The organism is Streptomyces sp. NPDC029151, from assembly GCF_055564315.1.
The window spans coordinates 423,152-439,489 of the sequence record NZ_JBVHWQ010000006.1; the positions used below are offsets into that span (position 1 = coordinate 423,152).

Sequence of the window (16,338 nt, forward strand, 5' to 3'; positions counted from 1 at the left end):
CCCACCGGAGGCACTCCCTTGTCCACGCCCGCCCACGACACCCTCGACGGTCCGCTCGCCCGAGAGCGCTCCCACCTCGCCGCCTCCCGTGCCGCCCTGCGCGCCATGCGGGAGGACGTGGAGGCGCTGGACATCAGCGATGTCACGGCGAACTGGGTGAACGCCCGGATCCTGGAGCACCAGATCGGGGAGCGCATCAAGGCGCTGGCCGACCTCAGCGACACCCCGCTGTTCTTCGGCCGGCTCGACTACCTGCACGCCCCGGGGGCGGAGCAGGCGGAGGGTGCCGAAGGGGAGGAGTTCTACATCGGACGGCGGCACGTGCACGACGCCGACGGCGACCCCATGGTCATCGACTGGCGCGCGCCGGTCTCGCAGCCGTTCTACCGGGCGTCGAAGAAGGACCCCATGGACGTCGGGCTGCGCCGCCGCTTCGGTTACACCGGCGGCGAGCTCACCGCGTACGAGGACGAGCGCCTCTCCGACCCGGAGGAGGCGGCGACCACCAGCAAACTGCTCCAGCGGGAGATCGAGCGGCCGCGTGTCGGCCCGATGCGGGACATCGTCGCCACCATCCAGCCCGAGCAGGACGAGATCGTCCGCAGCGGCCTCGGCGGCACGGTCTGCGTGCAGGGCGGCCCGGGCACCGGGAAGACCGCCGTCGGCCTGCACCGGGTCGCGTACCTCCTCTACGCCCACCGGGAGCGGCTGGCCCGCACCGGCACCCTGGTCATCGGGCCGAACCGCTCCTTCCTGCACTACATCGAGCAGGTCCTGCCCGCGCTCGGCGAGCTGACCGTGCGGCAGGCGACCGTGGACGACCTGGTCGCGCACGTGGAGGTGCGCGGCACGGACGAGGCCGCCGCCGCGATCGTCAAGGGCGACGCCCGGATGGCCGAGGTCCTCAGACGCGCCCTGTACTCCCACGTGACCCTGCCCACCGAGCCGGTCGTGGTGGTGCGCGGGTCGCGGCGCTGGCGGGTTCCGGCGTACGAACTGGAGGAGATCGTCCGGGAGTTGCTGGCCCGGGACATCCGCTACGGCGCCGCCCGCGAGGCCCTGCCGCAGCGGATCGCGCACGCGGTGCTGGTGCAGATGGAGCGGGCCGGGGAGGCGCCCGACGACCGGGTGCAGGACGCGGTGGCCCGCAACAGCGCGGTGAAGGCGGCCGTGAAGACCGTCTGGCCGGCCGTCGACCCGGCGAAGCTGGTGCTGCGGCTGCTCACCGACGCGGAGTTCCTCGCCGAGCACGCCGACGGTGTGCTGACCGAGGACGAGCAGAAGACGATCCTGTGGGCGAAGCCGGTGCGCAGCGTGAAGTCGGCCAGGTGGTCTTCGGCGGACGCCGTGCTGGTCGACGAGGCGGCCGACCTGGTCCAGCGCACGTCCTCGCTCGGCCATGTCGTCCTGGACGAGGCACAGGACCTCTCCCCCATGCAGTACCGGGCCGTCGGCCGCCGCTGCACCACCGGCAGCGCGACCGTGCTAGGCGACCTCGCGCAGGGGACGACCCCGTGGGCGACCCGCAGCTGGGCGGAGGCGCTGGCCCACCTCGGCAAGCCGGAGGGAGCCGTCGAGGAACTGACCGCCGGTTTCCGCGTGCCGACGGACGTCATCGCGTACGCCTCCCGGCTGCTGCCGCACATCGCGCCCGGCCTCGCCCCGGTCGCCTCCGTCCGGGAGAACCCCGGTTTCTTCGAGGTCCGCACGGTCACGGCGACGGCCGACACCGTCGCCGCCTGCGAGGAGTTGCTGCGCAACGAGGGATCGACCGGTCTGATCGCCGCCGACGCCCGCGTCCCCGTTCTCGCCGAGGCGCTGACGGCGGCGGGCATCCCCTTCCTGGCCCCCGGCGAGGAGACCACCCGCGAGACCCGGCTGACCCTGGTCCCCGCCTCGCTCGCCAAGGGCCTGGAGTACGACTACGTGGTCCTGGACGAGCCGCAGGCCGTGGTGGACGGCGAGCCGGACGAACGCACGGGCCTGCGGCGCCTGTACGTGGCGCTGACCCGGGCGGTGTCGGGCCTGGTCGTGACGCACACGGCACCGCTGCCGCCGCAGCTCGCCGAGTAGGGTGCTGTGCCGTTCCGCCATGTCCCCGTGGAGAGGCCCCCGTTGAGCACGCCATACCCGCCGTACGCGTCCCCGTACCCGCGGCAGCCGGGACCGTACCCGCCCCAGCAGCCGCCCGGCCCCGGGTGCGAGGTGTGCGGGGCGATGCCCGCCGTGCCGGTGACGGTGCGCGGGCACCAGGGGATGGTGGTGGTCATGCGGTTCCTGCGGCGCCAGGGCGTGCTGTGCCGCACCTGCGGGCTGGCCGTCGCGCGGAAGATGCAGGCGGACACCCTCGTCCAGGGCTGGTGGGGCCCCCTGTCGATGCTCATCACCCCGTTCGTCCTGCTGATCAACCTCGGGGAGCTGTCCCGCATCAGGAAGCTCCCGCCGCCGGCCACGGCCGCCTGGCGCCCTTCGCTGGACCCCGGCCGCCCGCTGCTGAGGCGGCCCGCGGGCCTGGTCGCGCTCGTCCCGCTGCTCGCCCTCGCCGGGCTGGTCCTCGCCGTCCCGGTGCTCCTGGTCATCGGCATGGTGGCCGACTCCGGCGGGAGCGGGCACCCCACCCTGACGCCCGGCTCGTGCGCCCGCAACGAAGCGGACTGGCCCGAGCAGGACCTGCGGCCCGTGGACTGCGGCTCACCGCGGGCGGAGTTCCGCGTCCACCGGCCGGACGCCCCCGCCTGCGGGTCCGGCGCCTACTACGCGTACCCGGAGTACAGCGAGAGCGGCGACCTCGCGCTGTGCCTGCAGCCGGTGAGGGACTAGCCGGCCACCCCGTCCAGCGTCGTACGCCACTCGGCCACCGCGTCCGCCGAGACCGGGCCCTGCCAGCCGTCGGGGCGGGCCGCGCCGCCGATGTGGAAGGCCTCGATCCCGCCGGCCCGGAGCCGCGGGACGTGGTCGAGGCGCAGTCCGCCGCCGACCAGGATCTGCTGCCCGTACCCCGGCTCGCCGCCGTGGGCCGCCTCGGCGAGCAGCGTGGGCAGGCCCTCGTCCACGCCCGAGGCGGAGCCGGCGGTGAGGTAGGTGTCGAGGCCGGGCAGGTCGGCGAGCTGCTTGCGCAGGGCGTCGCGGTCGGCGGCCCGGTCGATCGCCCGGTGGAAGGTCCACGGGCAGCCGCCGAGCGCGCCGACGACCCGCTCCACCGCGGCCAGGTCGACGCCGCCGTCCTCGGCGAGGAAGCCCAGGACGAACTGGTCGGCGCCGGCCTCCCGCAGCTCGCCGGCCACGCCGACCAGCCGGTCGACGTCACCGGCGGCGAACCCGTCCGCGAGCCGGAGCATGACGCGCAGCTCGATGTCGACGGCGGCACGGATCGCGGCGACCGTGGCGGGCGCGGGGGTGAGCCCGTCGGCCGCCATCTCGGTGACCAGTTCCAGCCGGTCCGCGCCTCCCGCCTGGGCGGCGACCGCGTCCTCGACGTCGAGGGCGATCACCTCCAGGACCGCACGCTTGCTCATGGCACCCCATTCCTCGGCGTTCTCGGGCGACTACAGGTCTAGTCCAATTCAAGAGTACGCCGGTACCGGAGCGCCACGGTGCCGCCGGTCACCCGAAGATGTTCAGCTCCTTCTCGCGCACCCCCGCCAGCTCGTAGGCCGCCGCCGGCACCGGCCGTCCCGAGTACAGCCGGACGAGCGTGGGGGCGTCGCCGATGTACCGGGCGGGCGGACCGTCCCCGGCCGGCGCGCCGAGCCGCAGCGGCTCGTCCAGGTCGTCGAGGTCGGCGTGGAGCGGCACGTGCTCCCTCTGCCGGGTGTGCCGCACCAGCAGGGCCAGCGCGTGCGGCAGCCCCGCCCCGGCGTACGCCCCGGGCTCGCCCAGCACCTCCCGCACGTCCCCGGCGTGCACCCACTCGCCCAGCGCGATCAGGTCCAGCCTCCCGTCGCCCCGGGCGATCACCGGACCGGCCTCGGTCATCCCCCGTTCCAGCTCGTCCACGATCCGGGCGTTCGTCCAGTCGGCCCGCTCGGCGATGTCCCGGTCGTTCGACTCGGGCGAGAACACGCCCTCCTCCAACCGGCTCTCCACCACCCGCGTCAGCGCGGCGGAACAGTGCGCCAGCACGTCCCGCACCGTCCACCCCGGACACGCGGCCGTCGGCAGCGCGAAGTCGGAGTCGGGCCGGGACCGCAGCAGCGGCACGAGGGCGTCACGCTCGACGGCCAGCAGCCGGCCGGGGAGTTCGGGATCGCGTGCTTCCAGCGTGTCAGTCATGTCGGCCACGCTAGGGGCGACCGGGGCGGGCCGTCACGCGGGAAACGGACGGGCAGCCGAAACGGGGAGACGGCGGGACACGGCGACGGCGCGGCGGCCGCCCGGGGAGAGGGCACGGCCAGGCAGCCGGCCGAAGAAGCGGCCCGGGACGCGGGCGTCCGCCGCCCCGCGCGGAAGAATGGCCCCATGGCCGACCTCGACGCCCTGCGCCTCCGCTTCGCCCGCGCCCTGGAAGCATCCCGTGCCCCCGGCGGCGGCTCCGACCCCGACCCCGCCCCGTACGCCGACAACCTGCTCGCCCGCTGGCAGGAGCCGCAGCGCCGGTACCACACGGTGGCCCACCTCACCGCCGTACTCGACCACGTCGACACGCTGGAGGCGTACGCGGACGACCCGGACGTGGTCCGGCTGGCGGCCTGGTTCCACGACGCGGTCTACCTCCCCGAGCGGTCCGAGAACGAGGAACGCTCGGCGCGGCTGGCCGAACGCGCCCTGCCGGAGGCCGGGGTACCGGACGCGAAGACGGCGGAGGTGGCCCGGCTGGTCCGGCTCACCGTCACGCACGACCCGGCCGACGACGACCGCGACGGCCAGGTGCTGTGCGACGCCGACCTCGCGATCCTGGCCGCGCCCCCGTCGGCGTACGCCGTGTACACCGCCGAGGTCCGCGAGGAGTACCACTTCGTCCCGAGCGACGCCTTCCGCCGGGGCCGCTCGGCGGTCCTGCGCCAACTCCTGGACCTGCCCCGCCTGTTCCGCACCCCGTACGGCCAGGAGCACTGGGAGGCCACCGCTCGCCACAACCTCGCGTCGGAGCTGGAAATGCTGTCGACCTGAGGGCCTCGCCGCCGTACTGTGCGCGCATGCGGACCACGAGCGGGGACCAGGTGGAGGCGGCTGTCACCAGCTGCACGGACGCACTGCGCGCGGCGGTGGACCGGGACTGGGAGGCCGTCGACGCGGCCGGTCTGGACTGGAGTTGCCGTACCACCGCGCTCCACATCGCACAGGCCCTCACCAAGTACGCCGGCCAGCTCGCCGCCCGCGCCCCGCGCCGCATCCCGCTGAACCTCACCCTCCCCGAGGGCACCGACAACGCCGGACTGCTCCAGGTGATCGAGGCGACCGGCGCCGTGCTGGCCGCCGCGGTCCGCACCGCACCGCCGGGTGTGCGCGCCTTCCACTCCTTCCCCTTCGGCAGCGCCGACCGCGAGGGCTTCGCCGCGATGTGCGTCACCGAGGCGCTGCTGCACACCCACGACATCACCCGCGGCCTCGGCCTGCCCTACGAACCCCCCGCCGACCTCGCCGAAGCCGCCCTGGCCTGGCTCTTCCCGCACGTCCAGCCCGGTCCCGCACCCTGGCCGACCCTGCTGTGGGCGACCGGCCGCGGCGAGCTGCCCGGCCGCGCCCCGGTCACCGACTGGACCTGGTACAACAACCTCGTCATCCCCGCCGAACGCCTCACCCTCACCGGGATCCGCCCGGCCGTCGCCGACGATCTGCGCCTGGGCGGCACCGGCGGCTTCGACTGGCTGGGCGGCGGCCCGTACGAGGGCACCAGTGAGGCATGCTCCCACCTGATGAAGGCGTACGAAGCCGGCGTCCACCGCCCCGAGTTCGGCGTCTTCGCCCTCGTCCGCGCCGAGGACGGCCGGGCGGTCGGCGGCATCGGCTTCCACGGCGCCCCGGACGACGAGCGCCGGGTGGAGATCGGCTACGACCTCGTCCCCGGCGCCCGCGGCAACGGCTACGCCACCGAGGCACTGCGCGCCCTGACCGAGTGGGCCCTGGCCCGGGACGACGTCGACACGGTCATCGCCACGGTCGAGCGCGACAACCTGCCCTCACAGCACGTGGTGGGCCGGGCGGGCTTCACCCGGGCGACGGTGGAGGAGGAACGCACCGCCCGGGACGAGCACGACATGGACGCGGGGCTGCTGCTCTACCTGCGCCGCTGAGCCGGCCCCTTGCGCCGGCGCAGCCCGGAGGACGTCAGCAGCCGGACCACCTCGCGGCTGCTGACCTCCACCGCCCCCGCCGCCACCACGTCCGCGTAGCGGTGGGACGGGACGTCGTAGTGGTCGCCGTCGAAGGCCCGGCGGGGGACGCCCAACCCGGCGGCGAACGCGTGGAGTTCGTCGTAGGAGACGTCACTGACCAGGTGGGACCACAGGCGGCCGTGGCCCGGCCAGGCGGGCGGGTCGATGTAGAGGGTCACCGGTGCCTCACGAGGACGTCATCCCGCCGGTGGCCGTGGCCAGGGAGCCGACGGAGGCGACCTTCACGCCGGCCTTGTGGCACACCCAGTGGGGGTCGGGGCCCAGTTCCGGTTCCACGTCCAGGGCGTGCGGGTCTCCGGAGCCGCACACCGGGCACAGCGGCCAGCGGCCGTACCGGTCCAGCAGGGCGTCCTGGACGTCCTGGGCGACCAGTCCGGCGACGAAGGCCAGGCCGTCCGGCCACTGCTCCACCCACCAGCGCCGCTGCGCGATGGAGTCCTCCACCAGCGACACCACGTCCGCCTCCGCGACCTGGCCGGCGACCAGGTCCGCGAGCACCAGGGCGCGGGCCGCGTGCAACGCCTGTTCCAGGGGGCTGATGGGGTCCATGCACCCCATTGTGCGCACTCTTGACCGCGACACCGAACCGAAAATATCTTTCATGCGTGACCCAGGACGTGAAGGAAAGTTTCGGCAGCCCGGGGGGATCCCTCGCCGCCAAGGTGCGCACCCTCGCCCCGTCCATGACCCGGTCCATGCAGCGCGTCGCCGAGGCCGTCGCCGGCGACCCGGCCGGCTGCGCCGCGCTCACGGTCACCGGGCTCGCCGAACTCACCGGCACCAGCGAGGCCACGGTCGTCCGCACCGCCCGGCTGCTCGGTTACCCGGGCTACCGCGATCTGCGGCTCGCCCTCGCCGGGCTCGCCGCCCAGCAGCAGTCCGGCCGCGCGCCCGCGATCACCACGGACATCGCGGTGGACGACCCCATCGCCGACGTCGTCGCCAAGCTGGCCTACGAGGAACAGCAGACCCTCGCCGACACCGCCGCCGGCATCGACACCGTGCAGCTCGACGCGGCCGTCACCGCCCTCACGGCCGCCCGCCGCACCGACGTGTACGGCATAGGAGCGTCCGGACTGGTCGCCCAGGACCTCACCCAGAAGCTCCTGCGGATAGGGCTCATAGCCCACGCGCACAGCGATCCGCACCTCGCGGTGACCAACGCCGTGCAGCTCCGTTCGGGTGACGTGGCGATCGCGATCACGCATTCGGGGTCCACGGGGGACGTCATCGAGCCACTCCGGGTGGCCTTCGAGCACGGCGCGACGACGGTGGCCGTCACCGGCAGGCCCGACTCGGCGGTCACCCAGTACGCCGACCTGGTGCTGACCACCTCGACCTCGCGGGAGACCGAGCTGCGGCCCGCCGCGATGTCCTCGCGGACGAGTCAGCTGCTGGTGGTGGACTGCCTGTTCGTGGGAGTGGCACAGCGGACGTACGAGACCGCGGCGCCGGCCTTGGCCGCGTCCTACGAGGCGCTGGCCCACCGGCACCGCAGCGCCGCGCGGTGAGCCGCGGAACGATGGACCGCAGTCGACGAACCGCAGGGCGATAGACCGTAGGGAAAGCACGCCCCCGTACTGGAGAGAGCCACCCCCCATGACCTCTCATGACCTCCGCAGTCAGCTCGCCTCCCTGACCACCGAAGCCTTCCGGCCCGAACTGGCCGACATCGACCGGCTGCCCACCCTGGACCTCGCCCGGCTGATGAACGACGAGGACGCGGGCGTCCCCGGCGCCGTGGCCGGACAGCTGCCCCGGATCGCCGCCGCCATCGACGCCGTGGCCGCGCGTATGAACCGCGGCGGACGGCTCGTCTACGCCGGGGCCGGCACCGCCGGACGGCTGGGCGTGCTGGACGCCTCCGAGTGCCCGCCCACCTTCAACACCGACCCGGACCAGGTCGTCGGCCTGATCGCGGGCGGCCCCACGGCCATGGTCACCTCCGTGGAGGGCGCGGAGGACTCCCGGGATCTGGCCCGCCGGGACCTGGACGCGCTCGGACTCACCCCGGACGACAGCGTGGTCGGCGTCTCGGCGTCCGGTCGTACGCCCTACGCCGTCGGGGCCGTCGAGCACGCCCGTGCGCTCGGCGCGCTGACCGTCGGCCTGGCCTGCAACGCGCACAGCGCGCTGGCCGCCGCCGCCGAGCACGGCATCGAGGTCGTCGTCGGCCCCGAGCTGATCACCGGCTCCACCCGGCTGAAGGCCGGGACGGCACAGAAGCTGGTCCTGAACATGCTGTCGACGATCACGATGATCCGGCTCGGCAAGACGTACGGGAACCTGATGGTCGACGTCCGCGCCTCCAACGCCAAGCTCCGCGCCCGCTCGCACCGGATCGTCTCCCTCGCCACGGGCGCGGGCGACGCCGAGATCGAGAAGGCCCTCTCGGAGACCGGCGGCGAGGTGAAGCACGCGATCCTGGTCCTGCTCGCCGGCGTCGACGGTCCCACGGCCGCCCGCCTCCTGGAGGAGTCCGGCGGCCACCTGCGGGCCGCGCTGACGCACGCGCCGGGCTGACCCGGCCCCGGCCTCACGGCGCGGGCGCCCGCCACACCAGCGTGTACCGCCAGAACAGCCGGCGCCGGATCCGGGCGCCGGGCAGGATGCGGCGGGCCGTGCGGGAGATCTCGGTGCGGGTCTCCCGCGGCTCGCTCGTCCGGGCCGTCATGGACACGGGCCGCCGCCGAGCCCGCCGGCCGCGGTTCTTCACCCACCCCACCAGCGGGTTGAGCGCGACGGCCGGCAGCCCGAGCGCGTGGTCCAGCGCTCCCGACGCCCGCGCGCAGCCGACGACCACGAGCGTGCCGCCGGGCGCGAGCCGGTCCCGGAGGCGGGTGAGGGTCTCGGCGAGCGGGAGGTGGTGGAGCACGGCGACACAGGTGATCACGTCGTAGGGGCCGTCCGGGAGCGCGCGGGAGGCGTCGGCGACGGTGTAGACGACGACGGCCGGGGCACCGGCGGAGGCAGGAGCCGACTGCCTTGCCCGGGCGAGGATTTCCGCGTCGGCGTCCACCCCGTGCACCTCCCGGGCCCGCCGGGCGAGCAGCCGTACCACGTCACCGCTGCCGCAGCCGACGTCCAGCGCGGTACCGAAGCGGCGGGGCAACTGCCGTGACAGCCACGGGTGGTAGCGGGCGTTGTGGTCCCAGGGGTGGGCCGCGTTGAAGCGGTGCAGGGCGTCGAGGAGGCGGGCGGTACGGGTCGTCGTCACGGCTCCCACCCCACCACGCCCCGGCCCGGACCACGCCGGCCCTCCGGGCCAGGGCACCATGGAGGGGAGGAGGCAGCGACCGATATGAACCATGCCCAGCTCACCGCCCTCGGCCGGGCCCTGCGGGTGCTCGGGGAGCACGGGGAGGCCCTGACCGCCGACACGCCGGACGCCCGGCTGCACGAGATCAAGGACGATCTGCGGCGGGCCCTCGACCTGCTCGACGACGCCGTCTCCGCCGGTGCGCCCGCCACCCGCTGCCCCGAGCACCCGCAGGGCCCCGTGGACGAGAGCGCGCCCGACCTGTGCCTGCTGTGCGAGACCCGGCGCCGGGCCGCCCGCCGCTCGGAGTTCCAGGGCGGCAGGCCCCGCCCGGGCGGGCCGGCTCCCACCGCCCCGTCCCGGTACGGCGTGCGCGGCGACCGCCCCCAGCCGCAGCAGCGGTGGCTGCCGGAGCTGTGGAACGGCCAGGAGTGGCAGCTGTGCGGCACCCCGAGGCGGGACCGGCACGAGGCGGAGGCCTATCTCGCGGCCCAGCGGCGCGGCTCACGCCCGGCGATGGCCTACCGGCTCGTGCACGAGTTCACCGACTACGAGGTGCTGCGGGTGTGGGGGACGCCGGTACGGGTCGACATCGAGCCGCTGGGCAACCTGTGACGACCGCTGCCCGGCCGCCGCTCGACGGCCGGTTCAGCTGAGCGTCTTGACGGCCGCGGCGTCGTACGGCTGCAGCTCGTCGAAGCGGTCGGAGAGCACCTTGGCCGCCCACTCCGGGTCCTGGAGCAGCGCACGGCCGATGGCCACCATGTCGAACTCGTCGGACTCCAGGCGGTCCAGCAGGTTGTCGATGCCCTGGACCGGGGAGCCCTCGCCCTGGAACGCGTTGATGAAGTCGCCGTCGAGGCCCACCGAACCGACGGTGATGGTCTGCTTGCCGGTGAGCTTCTTGGTCCAGCCGGCCAGGTTCAGGTCGGAGCCGTCGAACTCGGGCAGCCAGTAGCGGCGGGTGGAGGCGTGGAAGACGTCGACGCCGGCGGCGGCGAGCGGGGTGAGGATGGCCTCCAGCTCCTCGGGGGTCTCGGCGAGCCGGGCGGTGTAGTCCTGCTGCTTCCACTGCGAGTAGCGGAAGATGACCGGGAACTCGGGCGAGACCGACTCGCGCACGGCGGCCACGATCTCGGCGGAGAACCGGGTACGGGCCACCGGGTCGCCGCCGTAGGCGTCCGTCCGGCGGTTGGTGCCGGCCCACAGGAACTGGTCGAGCAGGTAGCCGTGGGCGCCGTGGATCTCCACGCCGTCGAAGCCGATGCGCTCGGCGGCGGCAGCGGCCTCGGCGAACGCGGCGATGACGTCGTCCAGGTCCCGCTGGGTCATCTCCTTGCCGGTGGGCTCGGCGCCGGCGGTCTCGATGCCGGAGGGGCCCATGGCGGGGGCGTCGGGGAAGGGGGCGTCGCCCTGCTTGCGGACCATGCCGATGTGCCACAGCTGGGGCACGATCCGGCCACCGGCCGCGTGCACGTCCTCGGCGACCTTCGCCCAGCCCGCCAGCTGCTCCTCGCCGTGGAAGCGGGGGACGCGGTCGCTCTGCCCGGCCGACTCGTGGCCCACGTAGGTGCCCTCGGTGACGATCAGGCCGACACCGGCGGCGGCGCGGCGCGCGTAGTACGAGCGCACGTCCTCACCCGGGATGCCGCCCGGGGAGAACATCCGGGTCATCGGGGCCATCACGATCCGGTTCGGGACGGTGAGGCCGTTCAGCGTGATCGGCCGGGACAGGACGCGGGCCGCGCGAGAGGCGGGGGGCGTGGTGGTCACGTGGGGGCTCCTCGTTCGGGAGGGGACGGACGGCCGGGGTTACCGACTGGTATGTGCGTGCGCATTGTTGCAACACCTTAAGTAATACCGGAAGCCGGTTCCGGATTCCCGACCCGGGTGGGGGCGTCTGTGTGATCCCGGACATAAGCCGGCCGGGGCGGGCCCCGCCTTCCCCGGCGATGGCGGTACCTCCATCGCCGGGGAGGGGCTTACGCCGTCAGGGGGTGTAGCCGATCCACGCGTGCGCGGGGTCGGTGGAGTCGCAGGTCCACTGGGTCGCCTGGGCGCCGTCACCGACGCCGGCCCCGTAGATCGTCAGACACTTCCCGCTGTTGCCGTTGACCAGCATCGAGCCGCCGCCCGCGCCGGCGGCACGGGTCCACTGCTGGGCCGCGCTGCCGTTGCACGTCCACTGCACGGCGTTCGCGCCGTTGCTGGTGCTGCTGCCGTAGACCGTCAGACAGCGGTCGCTGAGGAAGCTGCGGATCTCCGAACCGTTCCAGTACCAGTTCTCGCCGCTGTGGCCGTTGCACTCCCACTGGACGACGTTCGCGCCGTTGTCGAGGCTGGCCCCGTACGGCGTCAGACACCTGCCGCTGTGACGTTCCGGAGCCGCACAGTGGTCAGGGCGCGGGCGGCGGGGTTGAAGTCGAACACCAGCCGCTGGGGGTTCGTCCGGTCGGCCTGCGCCACCTCGTTCACCCCGCGGATCCGGCCCGTGGAGGCGTCCCAGTCCAGGTTCTGCGCCATGTCCGGCACCTGGGTGAGCACAGACGGGGCGGTGTCGACCGCGCCCTTGTGCACACAGGCGGGCTCCCGGTAGCTGTTGTCGAAGGAGGACGGGCACGCGCCGCTGATGTAGAACGTGCCCCCGGTCTGGACGACACCCTGCATCTTCCACACCGGCGAGGACCAGGCCGCGTCGGCCGTGGCGTCACCGGGAACCGTGCCGCTGTCGGCCTTGGGCAGCCCGGCGGCCGTGTCGAAGTCCCACCGGATGATCCGGGCACCGGAACCGTCGAGGAACTCGTTCGTCGTCAGCGCCGTGTGCTCGCGGTCGAAGCTGATGCCGTTCAGGCAGGGCTCCGTACCGCTGGCGACCGCGCACGTGTCTTTGGTGTCCGCCGTCGCGGTCGTCCGGTAGGTGTAGCGCACGGGCAGGACGTACGAGAACCCGTTCGGCTTGTCCGAGTCGTACTTCAGGTCGCCCAGGTCGAAGACGTCGAGGTAGCGCCCGTGGGCGACCAGCAGACGGTTCTCGTACCAGACGACACCGTCGGCGTGGTCACCGGACTGCGCCTGGACCGAGCCGTCGGTGCCGGGTACGACCAGGAGCACGTCGAAGTAGGTCGGGGTAGCCGTGTCGCGGTTGGTGAAACGGAGCTTGGCCAGGTCGTTCGACGTGCCGTGGTGCCAGGAGGTCACCTCCCACCGGTGGGAGTGCCAGACACCGTCGCCGGCGGCGGTGTGCGGGACGGAGAACCCCTGAGGGGCCCAGCCGTTGCTGCCGCTGTCGTCGCCCGCGTTGTTCCAGCAGTAGCCGTCGGCGTCGACGCCCGGGTTGAAGGGCGTCGGAAAACACAGCCCGGACTTGCCGGAGGCGCCGGTGCCGGCCAGGTCCGTCAGGTCCCGGCCGGCGAGCGACGGGTTCGGTGTCTCGGGCTTGTCGATCGCGGTGCTGTAGTTCGCCACGGCCCGCATCATGAGCCCTGACGTACTGACGCCGGTTATCGCGGTCGCCGCGGACGCCGTACCGCTGCCCAGTCCCACGAGCGCACCGGCGAACAGCACCGCGCCGGCCGCCGCCGCGGTGACCGAACGCAGGGTGCGCCGCCGGGGGCGGTGATCTTCTCTCGTCATCCGGCACATGTTAGGGAGGCGGCTCACCCGCGCCCAGAAGCCGGGCCTCCCGGTTCAGCCGCCGCACCCGCTCCCGCAGCACATCACCCGGCGGCGCCGGCTCGGCCGTCTCCGGCGGACAGTCCCACTCCCGCCCGCCTCCGACGGGCCGCAGCTGCACGTAGCCGCCGACGTGCCCCATCACCTCGCCGATCCGCCCGCTGCGCACGTCCACGGCATACGTACCGACGGCGGGCCCCCTCACTCCGCACCACCCCGCGCCGCACCCCGCAGGGCCGCGGCCAGCCGCGAGGCCACGCCCAGGTTGCAGCGCCCCAGGTCCACCAGGGCGTACGGCTCCTCATGCGCCGCCGACACCGGATCGACCCGGAGCGAGGGCAGGATGATGCCGACGCCGTGCAGGGCGGCACGCAGTTCTTCCACGGCCTTCTCGGTCTCGTTCACCCGGTTCAACCTCCACGGTGAGTTCTCGATTCGTCACACAGGGTGTCGGGGTGCGGTCTAGCCTGGCCAGATACGACGCCCCAACAAGCTGTGCTGGTGAACCGGGAGTTGCTCATGCCTGGACCCAAGGACCTCGACCCGTCGTCGTCGCCCCGTGCGCTGCTGGGAGCGGAGCTGCGTCACGCGAGAGAGAAGGCCGGCCTGAGCCAGGAGGAACTGGGCCAACGGCTGTTCGTGAGCGGGTCGTTCATCGGACAGCTGGAGGCGGGGACCCGGCGGATGCAGCCGGAGATGGCTCGGGTGTTGGATGAGGTGTTGGGGACGGGGGACTTCTTCACGCGGAACTGCACGGCGGCGGCCAGGTCGAAATATCCGGAGCACTTCGCGGAGGCGGCGGAGGCCGAGGCTCAAGCGACGGCAATCAGGCAGTACGCGCCGCTGCTCATCCCGGGACTGCTCCAGACACCCGCTTACGCACGGGCCGTGTGCCGGGCTTACCAGCCCACGGCACCCGAGAACGAGATCGACAGGCTGGTGACCGCTCGCATAGAGCGCGCCCAGATCCTCGACCATCCAACAGACCCTCTGTTGTGGTCGGTGATTGATGAGGCTGCGCTGCGGCGGGTGACCGGCGGGACCGAGGTGATGGCAGATGCTCTGCGCCATATCGCCGGTCTGGCCGGCCGGGGGCGCGCCATCGTGCAGGTCCTGCCGTTCGGGGCGGGGGCGCACGCTGCGATGGAGGGCTCCATCAAGCTGATGGACTTCGAGGACGCCCCTCCGCTGGTGTACTTCGAGGGGGTGGGTACAGGACGACTGGAGGACGACCCGGCCATCGTCAGGCACCAGCGGTTCACGTACGAACTCCTCACGGCGTGCGCACTCTCGCCGGAGAAGTCCCTGGTCCTCATCGAGACGATGGCGCAGGATTACGCACATGAGGACCATCCCTGAGCACCTGCTGGACACGGCCACCTGGCGCAAGTCGACGTACAGCGGCGGCAGCGGCGGCGATTGCCTGGAAGTAGCCGACGGCCACCCCACCCTCGTCCCCGTACGTGACTCCAAGGTCCCCCACGGCCCGAAGCTCGTGTTCCGGGCCGAGGCCTGGGCCGCCTTCACCTCTTCCTTCAAGTGACCGTTGGGCCACGGCCCGAAAGAGCAGTGGCCCACCCCGGCACCGGGCCCCTGGGTCGGCCGAACACGCCCCGTCGGCAAGGGCACGCGGTCGCGCCTCACCAGCACGCCGGGGCGGCTTCGCGGCTTCCCCTGGGACTCATGGGCCTCACTGGCCCTGCTCTAGGCGGTGATTGGCAGATTTGCGCCAGGGGCTGCAGCAAAGGTGCAGGTCAGGGGGGTGGGTGGTCGATGGGGGTGGCCCAAATCCGCCAATCACTGCCTTCATGTGGCCTAAGGGGCTGGAGGACACCGCCTCCCACCCGGGGGCGCCGGGCGAGCGCGCCCGTCCCACCCGCTCCCGCGCCCACGTCCTGCTCGCCGCGCTGGGGCGCACCGCTCCGGTGCTGTCCCTCTCCGCCGCCGACTGCGCCGCACTCGCCCCGCTGCTGACGGAGTGGTTCGCGCGGGGGGGCCACCGATGAGGCCGTACTCCGCGCCCTGACCGAGGGCCTGCCCACCCCGGTCCACCATCCCGCCGCCCTGGTCCGTCACCGTCTCACCGACAAGCTCCCACCGGAGCCGGCACCCGTCCCCCACCCGCCGCCGCCGGGTCCTGGAGTGCGCGGAGTGCGGCGTGCCGGGCAGGCCGGAGGCGCTGCCCGGGGGCGTGTGCAGAGGGTGCCGGGGTGAACGCGCCCCCGGGCACCCCCGTATGCCCCTGCCGACCCCCGCGGTCCACGCCCGCGCAGGTGAGATCCGGGCTGCGATGTCCCTACGACGACACGAGAGGACACACGTATGACGGCTTCCACGGTCCGGCACGACCACTCAGGGGCACGATGGAGGGGAGGAGGCGACGCCATGACCCCTGACACCGAAGAACGCCCGCAGATGTCCGTCGAGGACTTCGAGGAACTCGTCCGCAGGGCTCCGAGGGAGCTGCGGAGCCGGCTGGAGTTCCTGGGCGGGAGGCTGTGCGTCCGGCACGGTGCGCTCGACGTGGAGGAGTTCGAGGAACTGGCCGCCGCAGCCCCCGAAACCGTGCGGCTCGAATACGTCAACGGAAAGGTAGTAGTCAAGGCCATGCCGGACGGCAACCACACGTCGATCTTCATGTGGCTGCTGCGCCAGTGCATGCAGCAACGGCCTGAGCTCGACCTCGCGCCCGAGCGAGGCGTCAAGGCCGAGGCGTACCGCAAGGGACGTGCCATCACGGACGGCTTCCTCGCGCCCGTGGACCACTTCAAGGGACACGGCAACTGGTCCGAGACCGACGGCGCCCTCATGGCCGTGGAGATCACCTCCCACGACCGCGACACCGACCAGCGCGACCGCGTCGACAAGCCCGTGGGGTACGCGGCGGCCGAGATTCCCGTCTACCTCCTCATCGACCGTGACAGCCGCACGGTCAGCGTGTACAGCGAACCGAAGGACGGGCGTTACCTCCAGTGCTCCACCCACCCCTGGGGCGCCACCGTCGAGCTGCCGCCGCCCGTGGGCATCACCCTCGACACGGACAAGCTCAAGGACTACGCCGACTGAGCCGGA

The 16,338-nt window shown here is 73.2% G+C and carries 21 protein-coding genes; 11 read left to right on the forward strand and 10 right to left on the reverse strand.

The annotated features are described in order from the left end of the window. Positions 1 to 18 precede the first annotated feature (18 nt). Complete coding sequence (locus ACZ4VF_RS24275) at positions 19 to 2,073, forward strand: HelD family protein (protein ID WP_467928470.1); 2,055 nt, start codon at positions 19 to 21, stop codon at positions 2,071 to 2,073. A gap of 144 nt (positions 2,074 to 2,217) precedes the next feature. Next, the gene (locus ACZ4VF_RS24280) at positions 2,218 to 2,820 is read left to right on the forward strand and encodes an LppU/SCO3897 family protein (protein ID WP_467928471.1); all 603 of its coding nucleotides are present in this window, start codon (positions 2,218 to 2,220) and stop codon (positions 2,818 to 2,820) included. Here the strand turns inward: ACZ4VF_RS24280 and ACZ4VF_RS24285 are convergent. Together ACZ4VF_RS24285 and ACZ4VF_RS24290 are read right to left on the reverse strand one after the other, a co-directional pair. Next, positions 2,817 to 3,515 carry a copper homeostasis protein CutC gene (locus tag ACZ4VF_RS24285; protein WP_467928473.1) on the reverse strand — a complete coding sequence of 233 codons (699 nt, stop codon included), beginning with the start codon at positions 3,513 to 3,515 and terminating at the stop codon, positions 2,817 to 2,819. The two genes, ACZ4VF_RS24280 and ACZ4VF_RS24285, sit on opposite strands and share 4 nt — an antisense overlap. A gap of 88 nt (positions 3,516 to 3,603) precedes the next feature. Further along, positions 3,604 to 4,272, reverse strand: coding sequence for a maleylpyruvate isomerase family mycothiol-dependent enzyme (locus tag ACZ4VF_RS24290; RefSeq protein ID WP_467928475.1), 669 nt, complete (start codon positions 4,270 to 4,272; stop codon positions 3,604 to 3,606). A 186-nt stretch (positions 4,273 to 4,458) separates the two neighbouring features. Here ACZ4VF_RS24290 and ACZ4VF_RS24295 point away from each other — a divergent pair, with 186 nt between their 5' ends. Further along, a complete protein-coding gene (locus ACZ4VF_RS24295; RefSeq protein ID WP_467928476.1) occupies positions 4,459 to 5,109 on the forward strand; it encodes an HD domain-containing protein in 651 nt (216 codons plus the stop codon). Between the two features lie 50 nt (positions 5,110 to 5,159). Beyond that, positions 5,160 to 6,233, forward strand: coding sequence for a GNAT family N-acetyltransferase (locus ACZ4VF_RS24300; RefSeq protein ID WP_467928639.1), 1,074 nt, complete (start codon positions 5,160 to 5,162; stop codon positions 6,231 to 6,233). Here ACZ4VF_RS24300 and ACZ4VF_RS24305 read toward each other — a convergent pair. Both ACZ4VF_RS24305 and ACZ4VF_RS24310 read right to left on the reverse strand, forming a co-directional pair. Next, a complete protein-coding gene (locus ACZ4VF_RS24305) occupies positions 6,218 to 6,493 on the reverse strand; it encodes a DUF4031 domain-containing protein (RefSeq protein WP_467928478.1) in 276 nt (91 codons plus the stop codon). The two genes, ACZ4VF_RS24300 and ACZ4VF_RS24305, sit on opposite strands and share 16 nt — an antisense overlap. Before the next feature lie 7 nt (positions 6,494 to 6,500). After that, positions 6,501 to 6,884: a hypothetical protein gene (locus tag ACZ4VF_RS24310; protein ID WP_467928479.1), complete on the reverse strand. Its 384-nt coding sequence runs from the start codon at positions 6,882 to 6,884 to the stop codon at positions 6,501 to 6,503. Positions 6,885 to 6,940: 56 nt separating this feature from the next. Between ACZ4VF_RS24310 and ACZ4VF_RS24315 the strand changes: the two genes are divergently transcribed. After that, entirely contained in the window at positions 6,941 to 7,846 is a 906-nt protein-coding gene (locus tag ACZ4VF_RS24315) for a MurR/RpiR family transcriptional regulator (RefSeq protein WP_467928481.1), read from the forward strand. Positions 7,847 to 7,934: 88 nt separating this feature from the next. Further along, positions 7,935 to 8,858, forward strand: coding sequence for an N-acetylmuramic acid 6-phosphate etherase (gene murQ / locus ACZ4VF_RS24320; RefSeq protein WP_467928482.1), 924 nt, complete (start codon positions 7,935 to 7,937; stop codon positions 8,856 to 8,858). A 13-nt stretch (positions 8,859 to 8,871) separates the two neighbouring features. On the opposite strand, the gene ACZ4VF_RS24325 is transcribed toward murQ, so the two are convergent. Further along, positions 8,872 to 9,552, reverse strand: a complete 681-nt coding sequence (locus ACZ4VF_RS24325) for a class I SAM-dependent methyltransferase (RefSeq protein WP_467928483.1) — start codon at positions 9,550 to 9,552, stop codon at positions 8,872 to 8,874. An 84-nt stretch (positions 9,553 to 9,636) separates the two neighbouring features. Here ACZ4VF_RS24325 and ACZ4VF_RS24330 point away from each other — a divergent pair, with 84 nt between their 5' ends. Further along, a complete protein-coding gene (locus ACZ4VF_RS24330) occupies positions 9,637 to 10,209 on the forward strand; it encodes a hypothetical protein (protein ID WP_467928485.1) in 573 nt (190 codons plus the stop codon). Between the two features lie 33 nt (positions 10,210 to 10,242). On the opposite strand, the gene ACZ4VF_RS24335 is transcribed toward ACZ4VF_RS24330, so the two are convergent. The 5 genes from ACZ4VF_RS24335 to ACZ4VF_RS24355 all read right to left on the reverse strand — a co-directional run bounded on the left by ACZ4VF_RS24335 (position 10,243) and on the right by ACZ4VF_RS24355 (position 13,671). After that, positions 10,243 to 11,367, reverse strand: coding sequence for an NADH:flavin oxidoreductase (locus tag ACZ4VF_RS24335; protein WP_467928486.1), 1,125 nt, complete (start codon positions 11,365 to 11,367; stop codon positions 10,243 to 10,245). A 217-nt stretch (positions 11,368 to 11,584) separates the two neighbouring features. Then, positions 11,585 to 11,953 (reverse strand): RICIN domain-containing protein, encoded by a 369-nt coding sequence (locus ACZ4VF_RS24340; protein ID WP_467928640.1) that lies wholly within the window; start codon positions 11,951 to 11,953, stop codon positions 11,585 to 11,587. Further along, positions 11,950 to 13,227, reverse strand: a complete 1,278-nt coding sequence (locus ACZ4VF_RS24345; RefSeq protein WP_467928488.1) for a hypothetical protein — start codon at positions 13,225 to 13,227, stop codon at positions 11,950 to 11,952. Before ACZ4VF_RS24345 ends, ACZ4VF_RS24340 begins: the two co-directional genes overlap by 4 nt. 10 nt (positions 13,228 to 13,237) lie before the next feature. Then, positions 13,238 to 13,435 (reverse strand): hypothetical protein, encoded by a 198-nt coding sequence (locus ACZ4VF_RS24350; RefSeq protein WP_467928489.1) that lies wholly within the window; start codon positions 13,433 to 13,435, stop codon positions 13,238 to 13,240. A 32-nt stretch (positions 13,436 to 13,467) separates the two neighbouring features. Next, positions 13,468 to 13,671 carry a hypothetical protein gene (locus ACZ4VF_RS24355; protein WP_467928490.1) on the reverse strand — a complete coding sequence of 68 codons (204 nt, stop codon included), beginning with the start codon at positions 13,669 to 13,671 and terminating at the stop codon, positions 13,468 to 13,470. Between the two features lie 114 nt (positions 13,672 to 13,785). On the opposite strand from ACZ4VF_RS24355, the gene ACZ4VF_RS24360 reads away from it, so the two are divergent. The 4 genes from ACZ4VF_RS24360 to ACZ4VF_RS24375 all read left to right on the forward strand — a co-directional run bounded on the left by ACZ4VF_RS24360 (position 13,786) and on the right by ACZ4VF_RS24375 (position 16,332). Then, positions 13,786 to 14,625 carry a helix-turn-helix domain-containing protein gene (locus ACZ4VF_RS24360; protein WP_467928641.1) on the forward strand — a complete coding sequence of 280 codons (840 nt, stop codon included), beginning with the start codon at positions 13,786 to 13,788 and terminating at the stop codon, positions 14,623 to 14,625. After that, a complete protein-coding gene (locus ACZ4VF_RS24365; protein WP_467928492.1) occupies positions 14,609 to 14,809 on the forward strand; it encodes a DUF397 domain-containing protein in 201 nt (66 codons plus the stop codon). The genes ACZ4VF_RS24360 and ACZ4VF_RS24365 overlap by 17 nt, the downstream gene beginning before the upstream one ends. A gap of 265 nt (positions 14,810 to 15,074) precedes the next feature. After that, complete coding sequence (locus tag ACZ4VF_RS24370; RefSeq protein ID WP_467928493.1) at positions 15,075 to 15,272, forward strand: hypothetical protein; 198 nt, start codon at positions 15,075 to 15,077, stop codon at positions 15,270 to 15,272. A 379-nt stretch (positions 15,273 to 15,651) separates the two neighbouring features. Continuing rightward, on the forward strand, positions 15,652 to 16,332 hold the full coding sequence (locus ACZ4VF_RS24375; protein WP_467928494.1) for a Uma2 family endonuclease: 681 nt from the start codon (positions 15,652 to 15,654) through the stop codon (positions 16,330 to 16,332). Positions 16,333 to 16,338 lie beyond the last annotated feature (6 nt).

Bases quoted from the DNA above. Each gene is read 5' to 3' on its own strand.
- ACZ4VF_RS24280 (WP_467928471.1), top strand. From the start codon at position 2,218: ATGCCCGCCGTGCCGGTGACGGTGCGCGGGCACCAGGGGATGGTGGTG.
- ACZ4VF_RS24285 (WP_467928473.1), bottom strand. From the start codon at position 3,515: ATGAGCAAGCGTGCGGTCCTGGAGGTGATCGCCCTCGACGTCGAGGAC.
- ACZ4VF_RS24290 (WP_467928475.1), bottom strand. From the start codon at position 4,272: ATGACTGACACGCTGGAAGCACGCGATCCCGAACTCCCCGGCCGGCTG.
- ACZ4VF_RS24295 (WP_467928476.1), top strand. From the start codon at position 4,459: ATGGCCGACCTCGACGCCCTGCGCCTCCGCTTCGCCCGCGCCCTGGAA.
- ACZ4VF_RS24310 (WP_467928479.1), bottom strand. From the start codon at position 6,884: ATGGACCCCATCAGCCCCCTGGAACAGGCGTTGCACGCGGCCCGCGCC.
- murQ (WP_467928482.1), top strand. From the start codon at position 7,935: ATGACCTCTCATGACCTCCGCAGTCAGCTCGCCTCCCTGACCACCGAA.
- ACZ4VF_RS24330 (WP_467928485.1), top strand. From the start codon at position 9,637: ATGAACCATGCCCAGCTCACCGCCCTCGGCCGGGCCCTGCGGGTGCTC.
- ACZ4VF_RS24345 (WP_467928488.1), bottom strand. From the start codon at position 13,227: ATGACGAGAGAAGATCACCGCCCCCGGCGGCGCACCCTGCGTTCGGTC.
- ACZ4VF_RS24360 (WP_467928641.1), top strand. From the start codon at position 13,786: ATGCCTGGACCCAAGGACCTCGACCCGTCGTCGTCGCCCCGTGCGCTG.
- ACZ4VF_RS24365 (WP_467928492.1), top strand. From the start codon at position 14,609: ATGAGGACCATCCCTGAGCACCTGCTGGACACGGCCACCTGGCGCAAG.
- ACZ4VF_RS24370 (WP_467928493.1), top strand. From the start codon at position 15,075: ATGTGGCCTAAGGGGCTGGAGGACACCGCCTCCCACCCGGGGGCGCCG.
- ACZ4VF_RS24375 (WP_467928494.1), top strand. From the start codon at position 15,652: ATGACCCCTGACACCGAAGAACGCCCGCAGATGTCCGTCGAGGACTTC.